We start from the raw sequence: 18663 nt of genomic DNA on the forward strand, positions 1-18663 counted from the left end.
CTACCTGCTGTACTGAACGCATGCAGGAGGCTGTGCGCGAGGTCGAGGTGGCGGTGATCGGCGCCGGGCAGGCAGGACTGTCGGCGTCGTACTTCCTGCACCGCGCGGGCCTGACCGGACCGGACGGCCACGTCGTCCTCGACGGCTCGCCGGGGCCGGGCGGGGCGTGGCAGTTCCGGTGGCCGTCCCTCACGCTGGCCACCGTCAACGGCGTGCACGACCTGCCCGGGCTGCCGTTCGCCGAGACGCTCGGCGAGCACGACGATCCCGCCGCCGTCCCCGCGTCCAAGGCGGTTCCTAACTACTACGCCGAGTACGAGCGACGGTTCGATCTGCCCGTCCGGCGGCCCGGCCGGGTGTCGGTGGTCTGCGATCGCGAATCCCGCTACCGCGTCGAGGCCGAGGGTGGGGTGGTGTCGGCCCGCGGGCTGATCAACGCCACCGGAACGTGGGAGCACCCCTTCGTTCCCGTCTACCCGGGCGCGGCGACCTTCCGCGGACGCCAGCTGCACACCAAGGACTACGACACCGCCGAGGAGTTCCGCGGACAGCGCGTCGTCGTGGTCGGCGGAGGCATCTCGGCCGTCCAGCTGCTCGACGAGATCTCGCAGGTCACCACCACCACGTGGGTGACCCGCCGCGAACCGCGGTTCACCGAGGGCGAGTTCGGCCCCGAGCAGGGGCGGGCCGCCGTCGCCCGGGTGGAGGAACGGGTGCGCGCCGGTCTGCCTCCCGGGTCCGTCGTGTCGGTGACAGGTCTGCTCCTCACCCCGGCACTGCGCGCGGCCCGTGATCGCGGTGCGCTGCAGCGGCTCCCGATGTTCGACGAGATCACGCCGACGGGGGTGCGGTGGGCCGACGGATCGACGCGTGACGCCGACGTCATCCTGTGGGCCACCGGATTTCGCAGCGCGCTCGACCACCTGGCGCCGCTGCGACTGCGGGAACCCGGCGGGGGCATCGTGCTCGACGGGGCCGTTCCCACCCGCGTCGCCGCGCGACCGACTGTCCATCTGATCGGCTACGGTCCCTCCGCGAGCACCATCGGCGCCAACCGCGCCGGCCGGGTCGCCGTCCGAGAACTACTGACCGAGTTGGGGATTCGATGACCGCCGTTCTGCGCCTCGACGGACTGGCCGCGTACCGCGGCGAGCGCACCCTGTTCTCGGGCCTCGACCTGACCGTCGGACCGGGTCAGGTGGTCGGACTGGTCGGCGCCAACGGTGCCGGCAAGTCGACCCTGCTGACCATCGCGGCGGGGGTGTCCGACGCCGAGTACGACGGCAGCGTCACCCTCACCCCGTCCGACGCCACGGTGGGCTACCTCGCCCAGGAACCGGGCACCGTTCCGGACGAGACGGTCGCGGCGTTCCTGCAGCGGCGCACCGGTGTTCGCGGCGCCGAGGATGCGATGAACGCCGCCGCCGACGCGCTGGGCAACGGCGACGGCGAGGACACCTACACCCCCGCTCTGGAACGCTGGCTCGCGCTCGGCGGTGCGGATCTGGCCGAGCGGACGGACGCGGTGCTCGCCGAACTGGGCCTCTCGGTGGACGTCGACGCGCCTATGACCTCGCTCTCCGGCGGTCAGGCCGCTCGGGTGTCGCTCGCGGCGATCCTGCTCGCCCGCTACGACGTTCTCCTGCTCGACGAGCCGACCAACGATCTCGACCTCGCCGGACTCGACCGGCTCGAACGGTTCGTGGCCGACGCCCGGTGCGCCGTCATGATCGTCAGTCACGACCGAGAGTTCCTCGCCCGCACCGTCACCGGCATCGTCGAGCTCGACCTCGCCCAGCAGCGCATCGCGGTGTACGACGGCGGGTACGAGGCCTACCTCGTCGAGCGCGCCGTCGCCCGGCGTCACGCCCGCGAGGAGTACGAGGCGTACGCCGACACGCGTGCGGGACTCGAGGACCGCGCCCGCATGCAACGCAACTGGCTCGAACACGGCGTGCGCAACGCGCGTCGCAAAGCCACGGACAACGACAAGGCCGGACGCAAGGTCCGGGCCGAGTCGACCGAGAAGCAGGCGGCGAAAGCCCGTCAGACCCAGCGCCGCATCGAGCGACTCGAGGTGGTGGAGGAGCCGCGCAAGGAATGGGAACTGCGGATGGAGATCGCCGCCGCGCCCCGCAGCGGATCCGTGGTGGCCACGCTGCGCGACGCGGTGGTCGCGCGTGATCGATTCCGGCTCGGGCCCATCACCGCGCAGATCGACGCCGGCGACCGCATCGTCGTCACGGGCGCGAACGGATCCGGGAAAACGACTCTGCTGCACCTGATTCTGGGGCGGGTGGCGCCGACGTCGGGCTCGGTGAGCCTCGGATCGGGTGTGGCGATCGGGGAGATGGACCAGGCACGGTCGGCCTTCGCCGGCGATAGGTCGGTGGCCGAGGTGCTTTCCGCCGCGGTGCCGGAGTGGCCGGATGCGGACGTGCGCACGCTCGTCGCCAAGTTCGGGTTGCGGGGCGACGCGGCGCTCCACCCGGCGCACACCCTCTCCCCCGGTCTGCGGACCCGGGCGAGCCTCGCCCTGCTGCAGGCGCGCGGGGTCAACCTGCTGGTGCTCGACGAGCCGACCAATCACTTGGACGTTCCCGCGATCGAGCAGCTCGAGGCGGCGCTGACGACGTACGAGGGCACGCTGCTGCTGGTGACCCACGACCGTCGGATGCTGGACGCGGTGACCAGCACGCGGCGCTGGGTCGTCGACGAGGGGCAGCTGCGCGAGAACTGACCGTTTCGCCGCACTGCTTGACAAGTCGTTGTGTTTTTACAACACTTCGATACATGAGCCCGGTCAAACGGGGAACAACCCTCCCCATTCACAACCGCATCGGCGTCCTGCGCGCCGAACGGCACATGACGCGAGCGCAGCTTGCCGACCTGGTGGAGGTCAATCCCCAGACCGTCGGCGCGCTCGAGCGTGGTGATCACTACCCGAGCCTCGACCTCGCCCTGCGCATCTGCGACGTCTTCGACCTCCCCGTCGAAGCCGTCTTCTCCCGGACCGAGTTCGGCCCCCTGTCGGCCGAGGTCTACCGACGCCCGACCACGACGGAAGGTGACCGATGAGCGACACCGCGTTCGAGCGCTACCAGGCACGACGCGCTCGGAAGTACCTGCAGCGCCAGGAACAGACCGCACGCTGGCTGCCCGGGTGGCGCACGCACGCCCGGCGTCGGCTGCTCGTCGTCCTGCTGGGCGTCGTCTTCGCCGCCATGATCGTCTCGGGGGTGATCGCGGCGCTCGCCCCGACTCCCGGAGTCCTGATCTTCGCCGGACTGTGCCTGGTCTTCACTCCGGTGTGGACGTCGCTGCAGATCGTCTCCGACCGCGGAGACAGCCCCACCGGCGCGCTCGACGAGCGAGAGTTGGCTCAGCGCAACGAAGCTCGCTCGCTCGCACTGACGGTCACCCAGACCCTCACCCTGATCCCCGCGTTCTACCTCTACCTCGGGTCCCGGTGGGAATGGATGGACGGCACCACCCTCGCGACGTCGGGTTCGATCCTGGTGCTCGCGTGCCTGTTGATCGGCGGCTGCAGCGCCACCGCCGTGTTGGCGTGGACACGACCCGATCCGGACCCCGAGGATGAATCGGACACCTATCGAAAGGGCACGGCATGAACGGCTCCACCCTCGAGATCGACGGACTGCGCAAACGTTACGGAGACACCGTGGCGCTCGACGGCGTCGGCTTCACCGTCCACCCCGGCGAGGTCTTCGGGTTCGTCGGCAGCAACGGCGCCGGCAAGACCACCACGATGCGCATCACCCTGGGCGTCCTCTCCGCCGACGCGGGCGAAGCTCGGATCGACGGGCGACCCATCGACCTCGAGGTGCGCCGCACCGTCGGCTACATGCCCGAAGAACGCGGTCTCTACCCGAAGATGAGGGTGGGCAACCAACTTCGGTACCTGGCCGAGCTGCACGGACTGTCCCGGTCCGACGCCACCGCGGCCGTTCAGCGGTGGACCGAGCGCCTCGGCATCGAGGGCCGCGTGAACGACACCGTCGACTCGCTGTCCCTCGGCAACCAGCAGCGCGTCCAGCTCGCCGCCGCCCTGGTCCACGACCCGGCCGTCCTCGTGCTCGACGAGCCCTTCTCCGGACTCGACCCTGTCGCCGTCGACACCATGAGCGACGTCCTGCTCGAGAAGGCGAACGCCGGTGTGCCCGTGCTGTTCTCCAGTCACCAACTCGACCTCGTACAGCGTCTCTGCCACCGCGTCGGCATCATCGGCGGCGGACGCATGAAGGCCGTCGGGCCCGTCGACGAACTGCGCGGCCGGGACGGCACCACCCTCACCGTCCACGCCCCGGACGCCCCGGCCGGCTGGGCCGACCACCTGCCCGGCGTCACCACCGTCTCGCACGAAAACGGGCGCACCGCACTGGCACTCGGCGAGAACGCCGACGACCAGGCGATCCTCGCCGCCGCGCTCGCCACCGGACCCGTGCACGAATTTGCCCGCACCCTGCCCTCCCTCACCGATCTGTACCGAGAGGTCGTCGCATGACCGAGCAACTGTCCTCGCGCCGCGCCATCGCGCTGGTGGCCCGTCGTGAATTCGACGTCCAGGTCCGCAAGAAGAGTTTCCTGGTCTCCAACGCCATCGTGCTGCTCGTCATCGTCGGCGGCATCGTCGCCTTCTCCCTCTTCTCCGGCGGCGACGGCGACACCGAGCGCACCCCCGTCGGCGTCGTCGGCAACACCGCCCTCGGCGCCACCATCACTGCCGTCGGCGACCAACTCGGCACGCCCGTCGACGTCCGCGCTCTGACCGACGCGGACGACGCCCGCGCTCAGGTCGAGAACGGCTCCGTCGACGTCGCCGTCGTTCCCGGACAGGCCGGGGCCGTCACCGCCGTCACCAAGGAGGACGTGACCGGCGGCCTGAAGACGGTGCTGGACACCGCCGTCGCCACGCAGGCGCAGAACGACGCACTCACCGCCGAGGGCGTCGATCCTGCCACCGTGGCGAGAGCAGCCGCCGGAGCCACCGTCACCGTCGACGCCCTCGACCCGCCCGACGAGGACCGCGGCCAACGCCTCGCCCTCAGCTTCGTCGCCGTCATCCTGCTCTACACCCAGATCATCACCTTCGGCATGTACGTCGCCATGGGCGTGGTCGAGGAGAAGTCGTCCCGCGTGGTCGAACTGCTGCTCTCGACCGTGCGGCCGCTGCAGCTGTTGTGGGGCAAGGTGCTCGGCATCGGGGCCGTCGGCCTGGTGCAACTCGCCGCGTACGGTGCCGCGGGCCTGATCGCCGGCACCGCCACCGGAGTCCTCACCGTCACCGGCGCCGCCGTCGGCGTGTTCGTCTCCACCCTCGGCTGGTTCGTCCTCGGCTACGCGTTCTTCGCGGTGCTCTACGCCGCCGGTGGGTCCATGGTGTCCCGGCAGGAGGACGTCAACTCGACCACCATGCCGTTGCTGATCGTCATCCTCGCCATGTTCTTCGCCGCCTTCACCTCCATCGACGACCCCTCCGGCACCCTGCCGACCGTGCTGTCCTGGATCCCGCCGTTCTCCGCGATCCTCATGCCGCTCCGCATCGCCGCCGGGGTGGCCGAGCCCGTGCAAATCGTGGGCACCATCGCGCTGATGATCCTCGCGACCCTCCTCCTCGCCGTCGTCGCCGCGAAGGTCTACCAGCGCTCCATCCTGCGCATCGGGCGGACCGTGTCGTGGAAGGAAGCACTCGGGCGCTGAGCCGTGTGGTCGGGTCGCGGTCGGTGGTGCCGGCCGTGGTCCGGGTGGGGGTCCCGCGCAGGTTGCAGTCACCTTCACCGGTTGCAACCTGCGCGCGTGACCAGAACCCGCGCAGGTTCCGCCACCCCCGGTGGCTGTGGTTCAGTCTCAACAGGGCGCGCCCGGCGCCCGGATCGGAGGCGTGGTGGTGAGGCCCACCGTTCTCGTGGTGCAACCCGACCCGCGGGTCGGCCTCGACAGGTTCGAGGCGTGGCTGCGGCAGTTGGGGGTCGACCTGGACGTGGTGCGCCCCTACGACGACGAGGTCGTCCCCGAGGTCGGGGTGCACGACGGCATCATCGTGCTCGGCGGGTACATGAACGCACTCGACGACGAGCGGTATCTCTGGCTGGCGAGCATTCGCGCGCTGATCCGTGCGGCCGCGGCGACGGACGTTCCCACCCTGGGCATCTGCCTCGGTGGTCAACTGGTCGCGGACGCGCTCGGCGGGCAGGTGACGGTGGGCGACGGGCCGTCGGAGATCGGGGCGGTGCGGCTGGACCTGACCGACACCGACGACGATCCGCTGTTCTGCGAGTCGGGGCCGTCGATCCTCGTCGCCGAGCACCACTACGACCGCATCGCGCGACTGCCCGACGGCGCCCAGCTACTGGCCTCGTCCGACCGGTACGAGAACCAGGCGTTCCGAGTGGGTCGGGCCGTGTGGGGAGTGCAGTTTCATCCGGAGGTCTCGCCCGGGCGCTTCGAGCGCTGGGTCGCGGACTCCCGCACGGCGGCACCCGACGACGCGGACCGGCTCACCGCCGCGTTCGCGGACCTGGTGGCGAACGACGCGCTGATCGAATCGGATTCGGCCGTCCTCGCGCGCCGGTTCGCCGACGTCGTGCGAACTCACCGACACGCCCGGGCGTCCGCGTCGGTCGGTGCCGGAGCGGAGCGATGACCGGACAGAAGGCGCGGATGCTCGCGGGTGAGCCGTACCGCGCGGACGATCCCGAGCTGCAGGCCGACGCACTGCGGGCGGCGGAACTGCTGCACACCTACAACCACTCGGCGCCCGGGGATCCCGCCGCACGCCGGGCGCTGCTCGAGGAACTGCTGGACGAGGTGGGAGACGACGTCGAGATCCGGCCACCCCTGCAGGTGGACTACGGATACGGAATCCGTATCGGGCCAGGCACGTTCGTGAACTTCGGCGCCGTGTTGCTCGACGTCGGCCGCATCACGATCGGGGCGGACTGCCAGATCGGGCCGAACGTGCAACTCCTCACCGCGACCCATCCCCTCGAGCCCGCGGCCCGACGTGCGAAGTGGGAGTCCGCGGAGCCGATCACGCTGGGCGACAACGTGTGGCTGGGCGGCGGCGTCATCGTGTGCGCGGGCGTCACGATCGGGGAGAACACCGTGGTCGGGGCCGGGGCCGTCGTGACGACGGACCTGCCGCCGAACGTGGTCGCGGTCGGCACGCCGGCGCGGGTGGTCAAGGACCTCCCGACGGACTGATCAGGACCCGCGGAGCGACGCCACCACGGCCTCCACGCGGCGGGCGCGGGTATCCGCCCGCTTCGCGTCCGCGACGGAGCGGGCGTGTTCCTTGCGGGCCGACGGGGCGAGCGCGTCGAACGCCGCCCGCAAGCCTTCCGCGTCCAGGGCCTCGGCGAGTTCGGTGGGGACGTCGACCTCGCGCGGTTGTTCGTCGAGTTCGACGAGCGCGTCGACGGTCTGTCCCGCCTCGACTCCGAGTTCCGCACGCACGGCCTTGTTCAGCCCGACGAGATTCTCCCCGCCCATGCGGCCGATCCGGACACGGACGGTCACTCCCCCGATGGTCACCCGCACGGGCGGGGTCTTGGCAGCGCCGAGCGTCGCGACCTGCTCGTCGGTCAGGACGATCGCCGCGGCCGGACCGCGACGGGCGAGTTCGGTGGTCAGACGGAGGCCGGTCACGCGGCACAACCTAGCGGAGCCGACGCCACCGCGCGCGGGATACTGCTTCCCGTGACGGTCTCCGCGCGCGCACTGATCGACCTCGTCGTCGACCCCGGCACCTACGTCTCGCTCGACGAGCCCCCGACGCACGGGTCCGCGTCCGACGCCTACCGCGCCGATTTGCGACGCGCCCGCGAGCGCAGCGGAGTCGACGAGTCCGTCCTCACCGGCGACGCGACCGTCGGCGGGACGGCGGTGACCCTGATCGTCGGCGAGTTCTCCTTCCTGGCGGGCTCGATCGGGCACGCCGCGGCGGAACGCATCACCGCCGCGATCGAGCACGCCACCGCCCGGGGTCTACCGCTGATCGCCTCGCCGTCGTCGGGCGGAACCCGGATGCAGGAGGGCACGGTCGCGTTCGTCCGGATGATCACCGTGTCCGCGGCGGTTACCGCGCACCGGGCCGCGGGGTTGCCGTACCTGGTCTATCTCCGCCATCCGACCACCGGCGGGGTGTTTGCCTCCTGGGGGTCGCTGGGGCATCTGACGTTCGCCGAACCCGGTGCGCTGGTGGGCTTCCTGGGTCCCCGCGTCTACGAGGCTCTGTACGGCGCACCGTTCCCCGAGGGCGTGCAGACGGCGGAGAACCTGGCCCGGACGGGCGTGCTCGACGCGGTGATAGAGCCGGCGGCGCTCCGCGACACGCTCCGCCGCGTGCTGGCCGTCACGACGCCGGGCGGGCTGCCATCGGCCGATGCGACACCGCCGCCGACAGACGACACCGTGCACGCCGCCTCGGGGAGCGCCTGGCAGTCCGTGCTCGAGAGTCGTCGACCCGACCGTCCCGGGCTGCGGGAGTTGCTCGCCGTCGCGGCCGACGACGTGACCCTGCTCAGCGGCACCGGCCACGGCGACGTCGACAGCACCGTGGTGTCCGCGCTGGCACGGTTCCGCGGCCGTCCGTGCGTCGTCTTCGGGCACGACCGCGCGGGCCAGACACCCGATCGCACGATGGGCCCCGGCGCGCTGCGCGAGGCTCGTCGGGCGATGCGGCTGGCGGAGGAGCTGCGGTTACCACTGGTCACGGTGATCGACACGCTCGGCGCGTCGCTGTCCCGCGAGGCGGAGGAGCGCGGTCTGGCGCCGGAGATCGCCCGGTGCATCGCCGATCTGGTCACCCTGCGCACGCCGACGGTGTCGGTCCTGCTCGGACAGGGCACGGGCGGCGGGGCCCTCGCCCTGCTGCCGGCGGACCGCACCGTGGCGGCCGCCCACGCCTGGCTCGCCCCGCTGCCGCCGGAGGGGGCGAGCGCGATCGTCCACCGGGACACCGCTCATGCCGCGGAACTGGCCGAGGCACAGGGCATTCGGGCCACGGATCTGCGGGCGACCGGGATCGTCGACACCGTCGTGGACGAGGGCACCGACGAGGGCACGGCCGCAGGGGACTTCCTCACCCGGATGGGCGACGCGGTGGCGCGCGAACTCGCCGCGACGACGGCGCTGGGCGAGGACGCGCGCGCGGCGTCACGACGACGACGCTTCAGGCACCTCGGCGTCAGGCCCGCGCCCGGTGGCGCCTGACGGCGTCTCGGTTGGAACACACGGTGCCGCAATACCGTTGGCGGCCGGTCCGGGAGAAGTCGGCGTAGACCCGGGTGCAGTCGGCCGCGGCGCAGCGCCCCAAGCGGTGCATCCCGCGGCCCACCAGGTGCAGCGCGGTGCCGACGCTGACGAGCGCGCGGACCACGTCGGCGAGCGGTAGATCCGGGTCGCGGTAGTGCAGATGCCACCCGTCGCCGGCGTGATCGGTCAGGCGCGGGTACGCCGAGGTCTGCGCGAGCAGGGCGTTGAGCGCCTCGGCGCGCCGGGTGTCCGTGGGGGCGTCGACGACGCCGAGCCACTCGTCCAGGAACGCGCGGGCGCGGCCCAGATCGGTGTGGGCGGAGACGGTGTCGTCGGACATGCCGGCGGCGAGACACCGCTGTTCGAAGTCGGCGACCGTCGCGGGCGGATCGTTCACCAGATCGACGGCCATCCGCACCGCGTACTCGCCGTAAGGGTTGAGATGCACAAGAACATTACAGCAGACTCGGCGTCATGACCACCATCGCCTGCCTGCATCGTTGGACCGAGCTGTCCCGGCACCCGACCAGCGAGGGTGTCGTGATCTACGAACGGTGCCACTGCGGCGAGAACCGCATCGTGACAGCAACTCTCGTGCGGTCGGTCACGACGGCGTAGGACCGGTCAGGAGGACGTCGTGGCACGACAGATCAGGACGACGTGGTCACGATGGTCGGGACCATCACCGCCACCGCCACGGCGGACCACACGTCCTCGACGGCCTTGCGCACGGCGTCCGAGGCCCACTGCCCCTCGGCGATCTCCGCCGCCCGCTTCTTGATGGACCGCTTGTCCGCACCCGGGAAGACCTTCGGCACCGCGTCGATGGACGACAGCAGTGCCACCAGCGCGCAGGTCCGCGCGTCGGGGTCCCGGCCGTCCACCAGCACCCAGTGCAGCGTCTCGCGAACCTGCGCCTCGTGCGCCGTGTCCCGGGCGGGCCAGGACGTGGTGGGGAAGAGCCCGAGCACCCGCCCCTTCTGCTCGTCGACGAAGCCGCGGTCGATCACCCGCGTCAGCACTCTCTCGTGCATAGCCTTGTGCAACTTCTCCACGGCGCTCTTCGGCGTCATGGGCCGTTTGGCCCCGTCGATCGCGGCCACGGCCTCCTGGAGGATCGGCTCGTCCGGTCGCGGACCCCGCACGGCGAGTCGCCCCTTCTTCACGTCCTCGCCGTCCTGCGCGACCGTGACCACGCCGGACATCGCGAGTTCGAGGATCACGGCTCCCGCCACCGCCCGCGGAAACTTGGTGCTGTCGACCACGGGCTTTCCCGAGCCGTCGTCCAGCAGAAGCAGCAGCAGATCCTCGGCGATCAGGGTCATGGCTCGACCATACGGACCCCCGACGCGGAACGGGAGGACTCGACGCGACGGACCGGCCGACGCGATCCGGACGACGCCGGCGCGAAACGGATAGTGCCCTCGCCGGGCCGTCCGTAACGTCCGCCGCCATCAGTGATCCACGACACGTGATCGGCCCCGATCGCGTCGTCACACGGATGGAGGAGGACGAATGACAGCAGTCGATCTCACCGGGCGGACCGCCGTCGTCACCGGCGGCGCCACCCTGCTCGGGCGGGGCGTCGTCGCCGCCCTGGCCGAGTCGGGTGCCACCGTCGTGATCGCCGACATCGACGACGAGAACGGCGAGCGCGCGGCCGCCGAGGCCGGTGAGTCGGTGACGTTCCGGCACCTCGACGTCACCGACGACGCGGCGGTGACGGCGTTCGTCGGCGCCGTCGTCGATGCGCACGGAGGACTCGACATCGTGGTCAACCTCGCCGCCGTCTACCTCGACGACGGGTTCGCCACCCCGCGGGCCGACTGGCTGACCGCCCTCGACGTCAACGTGGTGTCCATGGTCGCGCTGGTCCAGGCCGCCCACCCGCACCTGGCGGCCTCACCGCACGCCGCCGTCGTCAACTTCACGTCGATCTCGAGTTCGGTCGCGCAGACCGGGCGCTGGGTCTATCCCGCGTGCAAGGCCGCGATCGCGCAGCTCACCCGCTCGATGGCCATGGACCTCGCCCCCGACGGCATCCGCGTCAACTCGGTCAGCCCCGGGTGGACGTGGTCCGCGATCATGGACGGCCTCTCGGGCGGCGACCGCGCGAAGACCGACCGCGTGGCCGCACCTTTCCATCTGACCGGGCGCGTGGGCGATCCGCGGGAAGTCGGCAACGTCGTCGCCTTCCTCGCCTCCGACGCCGCCTCCGTCGTCACGGGGGCCGACTGGGCCGCCGACGGCGGCTACTCCGCCATGGGCCCGGAACGTGCCGTGCCCGCCATTCCCCAACTCGCCGAACAGGATCCCGCATGACCACCACACCTCGACTGCTCGTCGGCATCGTCGGCGCCGGTTTCGCCGGCCTGTCCTCCGCGCGCGTCCTCAGCGAACTCGGCCACGATGTCGTCGTCTGGGAGAAGGCCCCCGACGTCGGCGGCGTGTGGAGCGCCACCCGCCGCTACCCGGGCCTGAAGACCCAGAACAACAAGGGCACCTACGCCCTGTCCGAGATGCCGATGCCGAAGCACTACCCGGAATGGCCCTCGGGAGAACAGGTTCAGGCCTACCTCGAGGACTACGCCCGGAAGTTCGGCATCCTCTCCGCCGTCGAATGCGACACCGAGGTGGTCTCCGCAACCCCCGCGGCGACCGGCGGCTGGGACGTGACGACGGCGAGCGAGAGAGGCAGCGACACACGCCACGTCGACCACCTCGTGCTCGCCAGCGGCATCTTCTCCGAGCCGTTCGTCCCGCCGTTCGAGGGCCGGGAGGACTTCCTCGCCGCCGGTGGCGAGATCATGCCCGCGGGCGATCTCCACCACCTCGGTCAGGTGGCCGGCAAGCACGCGATGGTGGTGGGCTACGGAAAGTCCGCCTGCGACATCACCGTCGAGGTCGCCGGCGTCGCCGCGTCGACCACCGTCGTCGCCCGCGAGCTGCTGTGGAAGCTCCCCCGCAAGATCAAGGGCGTCCTGAACTACAAGTACCTCATGCTCACTCGGCTCGGCGAGGGCATCTTCCGCTATCACACGGTCAGCGGTGTCGAGCGCCTGCTGCACGCGCGGAACTCCCTGATCGCCGGCGGCATGGTCGACAGCGTGGGCTCGGTGACCACCAAACAGTTGCAGCTCGAGAAGCTCGGCCTGATTCCTCTGGGCACGTTCGCCGACATCGCCCGCGCCACCGTCTCGTTGGTCAGCGAGGGCTTCTTCGAGGGCGTCGCCGACGGGCGCATCGACGTTCGTCGTGACACCACCGTCACCCGACTGCTCGAGAAGGACGGACACCCGCACGCCGAACTCTCCGACGGCTCGGTGATCCGCACCGACGTGATTCTGGCCGCGACGGGGTGGCGCCAGACCATCCCGTTCCTGCCGGACGAGGTGTTGAACCGGTTCACCGACGAGCGTGGCGATTACGTGCTCTACCGCCAGATCCATCCGGTGGGGGTGGAGGATCTGAGCTTCGCCGGCTACAACTCGTCGTTCTTCTCCCCGCTGTCCGCCGAGGTGTCGGCGCTGTGGATCGGCTCCTTGCTCGGCGGCAACCACACCTTGCCGAGCGACGACGACATGCGTCAGCAGGTGGCCACCCGTCTCCGGTGGATGCGCGAACGCACTCGTGGGAACCACGCGCGTGGCACCAACGTCATTCCGTTCTCCGTGCACAACATCGACGAGACGCTGTCCGACATCGGCCTCGGTGTCTCGCGGCTGACCAAGGCGAAGGAATGGCTCCTGCCGGTGAACCCGAGTGACTACCGTGACATCGTGCAGAAGCTGAAGAAGCGAGTGCGGCGGTGACAGCAGCCCGGACCGGTCCCGCGGCGGCGGAGACGGTCGACGCCGTCGTCGTCGGGGCGGGCATCAACGGCATGGTCGCCGCCGCGGAACTGGCGGGCGCCGGATGGTCGGTGGCGCTGGTCGACGAGCGAGATCGGTTGGGCGGCTTCGTCGCCTCCGACGAACTGACGCTCCCCGGTCACGTCCACGACACCTTCAGCTCCTGGCATCCGCTGTTCGTCACCGGCGGTGCGTACGCGGACCTCGGACCCGATCTGCACCGCCACGGCCTGGCGTATTCCAACACCGACGGTGCGGTCACCGCCGGGATCTCCGACCGCGGCACGGTGGTGGCCCACCGCGATCCGACGGTGACGGCGCAGTCCTTCGAGCACGACGACGACCGACGCGCGTACGCCGACATGCTGGCCGAGCTGGAGTCGTGGGCACCGCACGCGTTCGGTGCGCTGGGATCGGAACTGCGGCCGGTCGACCTGGCCCGGCTCGGCGCCGGCGCAGTGCGCGCGCTCGGACGCGACGGCAGCACGGACTTCGTCCGGGTCGCGCTGCAGAGCGGACGAGGTTACGTCCGAGAACGGTTCCGCGGCCGGGAAGTCGACCAGTTGTGGTCGCCGTGGCTCCTGCACGCAGGCCTGTCCCCCGATCACGCGACCGGCGGGCTGATGCTGCCGATCATGGCGTTCAGCATGCACGCCGCCGGCCTCCCGGTGGTCACCGGCGGCGCCGGGGAGTTCACCGCCGCGTTCGGACGGCTGCTCGCCGAGCGGGGAGTCACCGTGGTCACGGGAGAGCCGGTGTCGCACATCGACGTCGCCGACGGCCGGGCGGTCGGGGTCCGCGTCGGCGACCGCCGCATCGCCGCCCGGCGGGCCGTGCTCGCGTCGTCCTCCACGCCGCGTCTGTACCAGGAGATGCTGGGTACCGACGTCGCTCCGACCGCCGGCCGACGCGCCGCGGCGCGCCATCGTCCCGGCCGGGCCGCGATGCAGATCCACCTCGCGCTCGACCGCCCGGTCGAGTGGACGGATCCGCGTCTGCGGGAGGTTCCGCTGATCCACGTCGGCGACGGCGCCGGGAGCACCGGAATCGCCTGTGCTCAGGCCGAAGCCGGGCTGCTGCCCGCCGATCCCACCGTGGTGGTCGGTCAGCAGGACGTGCTCGATCCGTCTCGCAGCCCGGCCGGCGCGGCCACCCTGTGGGTGCAGCTGCAGGAGGTGCCGTGGGCGCCGATCGGCGACGCCGCCGACTCCGTCGCCGCCGACGGGACCTGGACCGAGACCGTCACCGCCGCCTACGTCGACCGGGTTCTGGGCCGCATCGAGCGGTACGCCCCGGGCCTGCGCGAGTCCGTGACCGGCACGGCGGTGCTGACGCCGGCGGACCTCACCGCCGCCAACGCCAATGCGGTGCACGGCGATCCGTACGGCGGCGCGGCCGAGATCGACCAGTCCCTGCTGTGGCGGCCCGGGACCGGCACCGGGCACCGCACCGGCATCGACGGACTGTTCCACATCGGGGCGTTCACCCACCCGGGTCCCGGATTGGGCGGGGGCTCCGGCCATCTCGTCGCCCAGCAGCTGATCGCCCCCTCCCCGACCACCCGCGTCGCCACCCGGCTGCGCGGTCTGACCGAAAGGTTCCGACCATGACCACCACCCTGGACAGCCTGCTCACCGACCTCGCCTCGGGTGCCGTCCACGTCGTCGACCTCACCGCCCCGCTGTCGCCCTCGACGCCGGTCCTGCAGTTGCCGGCGCCGTTCGCGAACACCATCCCGCTCTCCCTCGAACCGGTCAGCAACTTCGACGACGACGGTCCCGGCTGGGGCTGGAACAACATCCACACCGGTGAGCACACGGGAACGCATGTCGACGCGCCGGCACACTGGGCGACGGGCCGCGACGGACACACCGTCGACACCATTCCGCCCGGCCGGTTGGTCGGCCCCGCGGTGGTGCTCGACTTCCGTGACGAGGTCTCCCGCGATCCCGACTTCCTGCTGGAGCCCGCTCATCTCGACGCGCACGTCGCCGAGCACGGTCCGTTGCCGGACGGCGCCTGGCTGGTCTTCCGGACCGGCTGGAGCGCCCGCAACCACGACGCCGACGCGTTCCTCAACGCCGACGACTCCGGTCCCCACACCCCCGGCGTCTCCGTGGCGGGCGCCGAGTGGCTGGCGGCGTCGTCGATCACCGGTTTCGCCGTCGAGACCGTCGGGGTCGACGCCGGCCAGGCGGGCGGCATGGACCCGATGTTCCCGGTGCACTACCACCTGCTCGGCGCCGACAAGTACGGCGTGACGCAGCTGCAGAACCTCGACCGTCTGCCCGCCACCGGCGCCGTCCTGGTGGTCTCCCCGCTGCCGATCGTCGGCGGAACCGGTTCGCCCGCACGCGTTCTCGCGTTCGTTCCGGGGGCGGCATGAGCACCGCGACGACCCCCGCGACGTCGGCCGTGAAGCCCGCCGTGTCCACCGCCACGGTCGCCGACGTCGTCGCGGAGGTGCTGACCGAGTTGGGGGTCGGCCACGCGTTCGGGGTGGTGGGCAGCGGCAACTTCGCCGTCACCAACGCCCTCATCGCGCGAGGCGTGCCGTTCACCGCCGCCCGGCACGAGGGCGGCGCGGCGTCGATGGCCGACGGCTACAGCCGCTTCGCCGCCCACCCGGGCGTTCTCACCCTGCACCAGGGATGCGGACTGACCAACGCCGTCACCGGAATCGGCGAGGCGGCGAAGAGCCGCACACCGATGATCGTGCTCACCGCGGACGTCGCAGCGTCGTCACGCCTGTCGAACTTCCGTATCGATCAGGACGCGCTGGCCCTGTCGGTGGGCGCGGTGCCCGAGCGCGTGCATTCCGCCGAGACGGCGGTCGCGGACGTCACCCGGGCCTGGCAGACCGCCGTGCACGGACGCCGCACCGTCGTGGTGAGCCTGCCGCTCGACGTGCAGGCCGCACCGGCCCCGGCGTCGACGACGGTGCGCCGACCCGTCGCCCCCGCCCCGATGCGGCCTGCGGAGTCGGCGGTCCGGGAGTTCGCCCGGCTGATCGCGGAGTCGGAACGACCGGTCTTCGTCGCCGGCCGCGGCGGTCGGAACGCGGGAGCCGAGATCGCCGCGCTGGCCGATCACGTCGGCGCGCTCGTGGCCACGTCGGCCGTCGCGAACGGCCTGTTCCGCGGGCACGAGTTCGATCTCGGCATCTCGGGCGGGTTCTCCGCGCCGCTGACGGCCGAGTTGATCTCGAACGCCGACCTGATCGTGGGGTGGGGGTGCGCGCTGAACATGTGGACGATGCGGCACGGGTCGCTCATCGGGGCCGACACGGCGGTGGTGCAGATCGACGACACCGCCGAGGCTCTCGGTGCGCACCGCCCGGTGACGCTCGGCATCCACGGGGACTGCCGGACGACGGCCGTCGACGTGCTGTCCGCCGTCGGTGACACCGCGCAGCGCTACCGGACGTCGGACGTGTCCGCCCGCCTCACCGAGAGTCGCTGGTGGAACGACACCCCCACCGAGGACCTGTCCACCGCGGACACGATCGACCCGCGCGTGTTCTCGGCCGAGTTGGACCGGCTGCTGCCGGCCGAGCGCCTGGTCGCGATCGACTCGGGCAATTTCATGGGGTACCCGTCGACCTACCTGCGCGTGCCCGATCACCACTCGTTCTGCTTCACGCAGGCCTTCCAGTCGATCGGGCTGGGGCTGGCCAGCGGGCTCGGCGCGGCGCTCACGCGTCCCGACCGGCTGCCGGTGATCGGCACCGGTGACGGCGGGTTCCTCATGGGGATCGCCGAGCTCGAGACCGCGGTGCGGCTGGGCACCCCGCTGGTGATCGCGGTGTACGACGACGCCGCGTACGGCGCCGAGGTCCACCACTTCGCCGGGCCCGAGCACGCCGACGACGACGTCGACCTGTCGACCGTCACGTTCCCGGACGTCGACCTCGCCGCGGTGGCGCGCGGCTACGGCGCCACGGGCGTCACCGTGCGGACGACGGCCGACCTCGCCGCGGTGGCCGCATGGCTGCAGTCCCCGAAGGGTGTCCTGGTGATCGACGCCAAGATCGCGCCGGACGGCGGCGCCTGGTGGCTCGCGGAGGCGTTCCGAGGGCACTGACCGTGCGCTGTATGACAGCTTTTCGACGATCGAAACATCGACGCAACAGTCGCTTGGTATGATCGGGGTCACACTCGAGGAGATCGAGGGAGGACCATGACCACGCTGCTGCGTCGCCACCCGGTGCTGGCCACGACCGATCTGGACGAGGCCCGCACCTCCGTCGGCGAAACCTTCTGTCCGCACGGTCTCACCGTCACCGACCGACGCGGCGCCTTGTCGCTCGTGCACAACGCCGCGTCGGTCGGCTCCATCGGCATCAACTACCTCCGTTACGGCGACGAAGTGCGCATCACCCCGGGCACCTTCGGCTCGTTCTACCTCGTCCAGATCCCGCTCAGCGGTCGCGCTCGGGTGCGCGTCGGCGACACCGACGTGGTGTCGGACCGACGGTTCGCGTCCCTCCCCTCGCCCACCCTGCCCGTCGACATGGTGTGGTCCGCCGACTGCGAGCAACTCCTGGTTCACATTCCGCGCGACGCGGTGCAATCCGCGGCCGGCACGGACGAGCCGGTGATCTTTCACCCGCTCGTGGATCTGGCCGCGCCGACGGTGGCAAGTTGGATGCGGTTGGTGCGCTACGCCTGCGACGAAGTGGACGGCGAGTCGGGGCTGTTGAACTCACCCCTGGCCGCCCGGCATTTCGAGCAGGTGATGGTCGGCGGACTGCTGGCCGCTCAGCCCAACACCAGCACGCACGGGCCGCGAGCGGACGAGACCGTGGTGACCTCGCGTGCGGTCCGGCACACCCTGTCTCTCATCGAGGAGCATCCCGAGAAGTCCTGGCGCGTGGCCGATCTGGCCGCCGAAGCGGGGGTGAGCGCCCGGACGCTCCAGGCGTCCTTCCATCGGGAGCGCGGCACCACCCCGCTCGAGGAGCTGCGCCGCGTTCGGCTGACCAGAGCCCACCAGGACCTCGTCGCCGGCGGACCCGGCGCGGAGAGCGTCACCGAGGTCGCGGCCCGCTGGGGCTTCTTCCACCTCGGCCGGTTCTCACAGGCCTACCGGGCCGAATTCGGCGAAAGCCCCTCGCGCACACTGGCGAGCTGACCGCCGAAGCGTTCCGCCCACTCGGGCGGCCAGGCGCACGCCTGCCCGGTGGACCGATCGATGTGCACCACGACGTAGGAGCCCCGGGCGGCCACCACGGCCTCGCGGCCGTCGAACGCCGCACCCCGCACGGTGAAGTCGAATCGCAGGGACGACGATCCGACGCGGGCGACGGAGAGCTCCGTGGTCACCTCCTGCCCGAAGTACAACGGGGCGAGAAAGTCGACCTCGTACCGCACCCGCGGAACCCGCGGGAAATACACCGAGCCGAGGCCCCACTCGCGGACGAGTGCGGCCTCGGCGGATTCGACGAATCGAACGACGGTGCTGTTGTGGTAGATCCCGGCGGCGTCGGTGTCCATCCACTCGACTCGGGACCGGTAGGAGAACGTCACGGCACGTT

20 protein-coding genes are annotated in these 18663 nt (G+C 71.2%); 16 read left to right on the plus strand and 4 right to left on the minus strand.

Annotation, left to right across the window (positions count from 1 at the left end):
- The first annotated feature begins 20 nt into the window (after positions 1–20).
- From A3Q40_RS13205 to A3Q40_RS13240, 8 genes are all read left to right on the plus strand, one after another.
- A complete protein-coding gene (locus A3Q40_RS13205; protein ID WP_068102818.1) occupies positions 21–1109 on the plus strand; it encodes an NAD(P)-binding domain-containing protein in 1089 nt (362 codons plus the stop codon).
- On the plus strand, positions 1106–2740 hold the full coding sequence (locus A3Q40_RS13210; protein WP_068102819.1) for an ABC-F family ATP-binding cassette domain-containing protein: 1635 nt from the start codon (positions 1106–1108) through the stop codon (positions 2738–2740). The genes A3Q40_RS13205 and A3Q40_RS13210 overlap by 4 nt, the downstream gene beginning before the upstream one ends.
- Before the next feature lie 53 nt (positions 2741–2793).
- A complete protein-coding gene (locus tag A3Q40_RS13215; protein ID WP_068102821.1) occupies positions 2794–3078 on the plus strand; it encodes a helix-turn-helix transcriptional regulator in 285 nt (94 codons plus the stop codon).
- Positions 3075–3632 (plus strand): hypothetical protein, encoded by a 558-nt coding sequence (locus A3Q40_RS13220; RefSeq protein WP_068102823.1) that lies wholly within the window; start codon positions 3075–3077, stop codon positions 3630–3632. The genes A3Q40_RS13215 and A3Q40_RS13220 overlap by 4 nt, the downstream gene beginning before the upstream one ends.
- The gene (locus tag A3Q40_RS13225) at positions 3629–4525 is read left to right on the plus strand and encodes an ABC transporter ATP-binding protein (RefSeq protein ID WP_068102825.1); all 897 of its coding nucleotides are present in this window, start codon (positions 3629–3631) and stop codon (positions 4523–4525) included. The genes A3Q40_RS13220 and A3Q40_RS13225 overlap by 4 nt, the downstream gene beginning before the upstream one ends.
- A complete protein-coding gene (locus tag A3Q40_RS13230; RefSeq protein ID WP_068102827.1) occupies positions 4522–5721 on the plus strand; it encodes an ABC transporter permease in 1200 nt (399 codons plus the stop codon). Before A3Q40_RS13225 ends, A3Q40_RS13230 begins: the two co-directional genes overlap by 4 nt.
- 187 nt (positions 5722–5908) lie before the next feature.
- Complete coding sequence (locus A3Q40_RS13235) at positions 5909–6664, plus strand: type 1 glutamine amidotransferase (protein WP_069973041.1); 756 nt, start codon at positions 5909–5911, stop codon at positions 6662–6664.
- Positions 6661–7224, plus strand: a complete 564-nt coding sequence (locus A3Q40_RS13240; RefSeq protein WP_068102832.1) for a sugar O-acetyltransferase — start codon at positions 6661–6663, stop codon at positions 7222–7224. The genes A3Q40_RS13235 and A3Q40_RS13240 overlap by 4 nt, the downstream gene beginning before the upstream one ends.
- Here A3Q40_RS13240 and A3Q40_RS13245 read toward each other — a convergent pair whose 3' ends face one another.
- A complete protein-coding gene (locus A3Q40_RS13245; RefSeq protein WP_068106203.1) occupies positions 7225–7668 on the minus strand; it encodes a YdeI/OmpD-associated family protein in 444 nt (147 codons plus the stop codon).
- A gap of 51 nt (positions 7669–7719) precedes the next feature.
- On the opposite strand from A3Q40_RS13245, the gene A3Q40_RS13250 reads away from it, so the two are divergent.
- Positions 7720–9234 (plus strand): carboxyl transferase domain-containing protein, encoded by a 1515-nt coding sequence (locus A3Q40_RS13250; RefSeq protein WP_082833916.1) that lies wholly within the window; start codon positions 7720–7722, stop codon positions 9232–9234.
- Here A3Q40_RS13250 and A3Q40_RS13255 read toward each other — a convergent pair.
- Positions 9209–9724, minus strand: coding sequence for a CGNR zinc finger domain-containing protein (locus tag A3Q40_RS13255; RefSeq protein ID WP_068102834.1), 516 nt, complete (start codon positions 9722–9724; stop codon positions 9209–9211). The genes A3Q40_RS13250 and A3Q40_RS13255 overlap by 26 nt on opposite strands.
- Before the next feature lie 26 nt (positions 9725–9750).
- Here A3Q40_RS13255 and A3Q40_RS20625 point away from each other — a divergent pair, with 26 nt between their 5' ends.
- Positions 9751–9894: a hypothetical protein gene (locus A3Q40_RS20625; RefSeq protein ID WP_167323051.1), complete on the plus strand. Its 144-nt coding sequence runs from the start codon at positions 9751–9753 to the stop codon at positions 9892–9894.
- 32 nt (positions 9895–9926) lie between these two features.
- Here A3Q40_RS20625 and A3Q40_RS13260 read toward each other — a convergent pair whose 3' ends face one another.
- Positions 9927–10601 (minus strand): GOLPH3/VPS74 family protein, encoded by a 675-nt coding sequence (locus tag A3Q40_RS13260; protein WP_068102836.1) that lies wholly within the window; start codon positions 10599–10601, stop codon positions 9927–9929.
- 190 nt (positions 10602–10791) lie between these two features.
- Here A3Q40_RS13260 and A3Q40_RS13265 point away from each other — a divergent pair, with 190 nt between their 5' ends.
- From A3Q40_RS13265 to A3Q40_RS13290, 6 genes are all read left to right on the plus strand, one after another.
- On the plus strand, positions 10792–11598 hold the full coding sequence (locus A3Q40_RS13265; RefSeq protein ID WP_068102838.1) for an SDR family oxidoreductase: 807 nt from the start codon (positions 10792–10794) through the stop codon (positions 11596–11598).
- Positions 11595–13088 carry a flavin-containing monooxygenase gene (locus A3Q40_RS13270; RefSeq protein WP_069972954.1) on the plus strand — a complete coding sequence of 498 codons (1494 nt, stop codon included), beginning with the start codon at positions 11595–11597 and terminating at the stop codon, positions 13086–13088. Before A3Q40_RS13265 ends, A3Q40_RS13270 begins: the two co-directional genes overlap by 4 nt.
- Positions 13085–14737, plus strand: a complete 1653-nt coding sequence (locus tag A3Q40_RS13275; protein ID WP_235606302.1) for a phytoene desaturase family protein — start codon at positions 13085–13087, stop codon at positions 14735–14737. The genes A3Q40_RS13270 and A3Q40_RS13275 overlap by 4 nt, the downstream gene beginning before the upstream one ends.
- Complete coding sequence (locus tag A3Q40_RS13280; RefSeq protein WP_068102839.1) at positions 14734–15513, plus strand: cyclase family protein; 780 nt, start codon at positions 14734–14736, stop codon at positions 15511–15513. Before A3Q40_RS13275 ends, A3Q40_RS13280 begins: the two co-directional genes overlap by 4 nt.
- Positions 15510–17210: a thiamine pyrophosphate-binding protein gene (locus A3Q40_RS13285; protein WP_068102840.1), complete on the plus strand. Its 1701-nt coding sequence runs from the start codon at positions 15510–15512 to the stop codon at positions 17208–17210. The genes A3Q40_RS13280 and A3Q40_RS13285 overlap by 4 nt, the downstream gene beginning before the upstream one ends.
- A 96-nt stretch (positions 17211–17306) precedes the next feature.
- Positions 17307–18260 carry an AraC family transcriptional regulator gene (locus A3Q40_RS13290; RefSeq protein ID WP_069972955.1) on the plus strand — a complete coding sequence of 318 codons (954 nt, stop codon included), beginning with the start codon at positions 17307–17309 and terminating at the stop codon, positions 18258–18260.
- On the opposite strand, the gene A3Q40_RS13295 is transcribed toward A3Q40_RS13290, so the two are convergent.
- Positions 18212–18655 (minus strand): acyl-CoA thioesterase, encoded by a 444-nt coding sequence (locus A3Q40_RS13295; RefSeq protein WP_068102841.1) that lies wholly within the window; start codon positions 18653–18655, stop codon positions 18212–18214. The two genes, A3Q40_RS13290 and A3Q40_RS13295, sit on opposite strands and share 49 nt — an antisense overlap.
- Positions 18656–18663 lie beyond the last annotated feature (8 nt).

Source organism: Rhodococcus sp. PBTS 1 (assembly GCF_001620025.1).
In the GTDB taxonomy this organism is placed as follows: domain Bacteria; phylum Actinomycetota; class Actinomycetes; order Mycobacteriales; family Mycobacteriaceae; genus Rhodococcoides; species Rhodococcoides kroppenstedtii.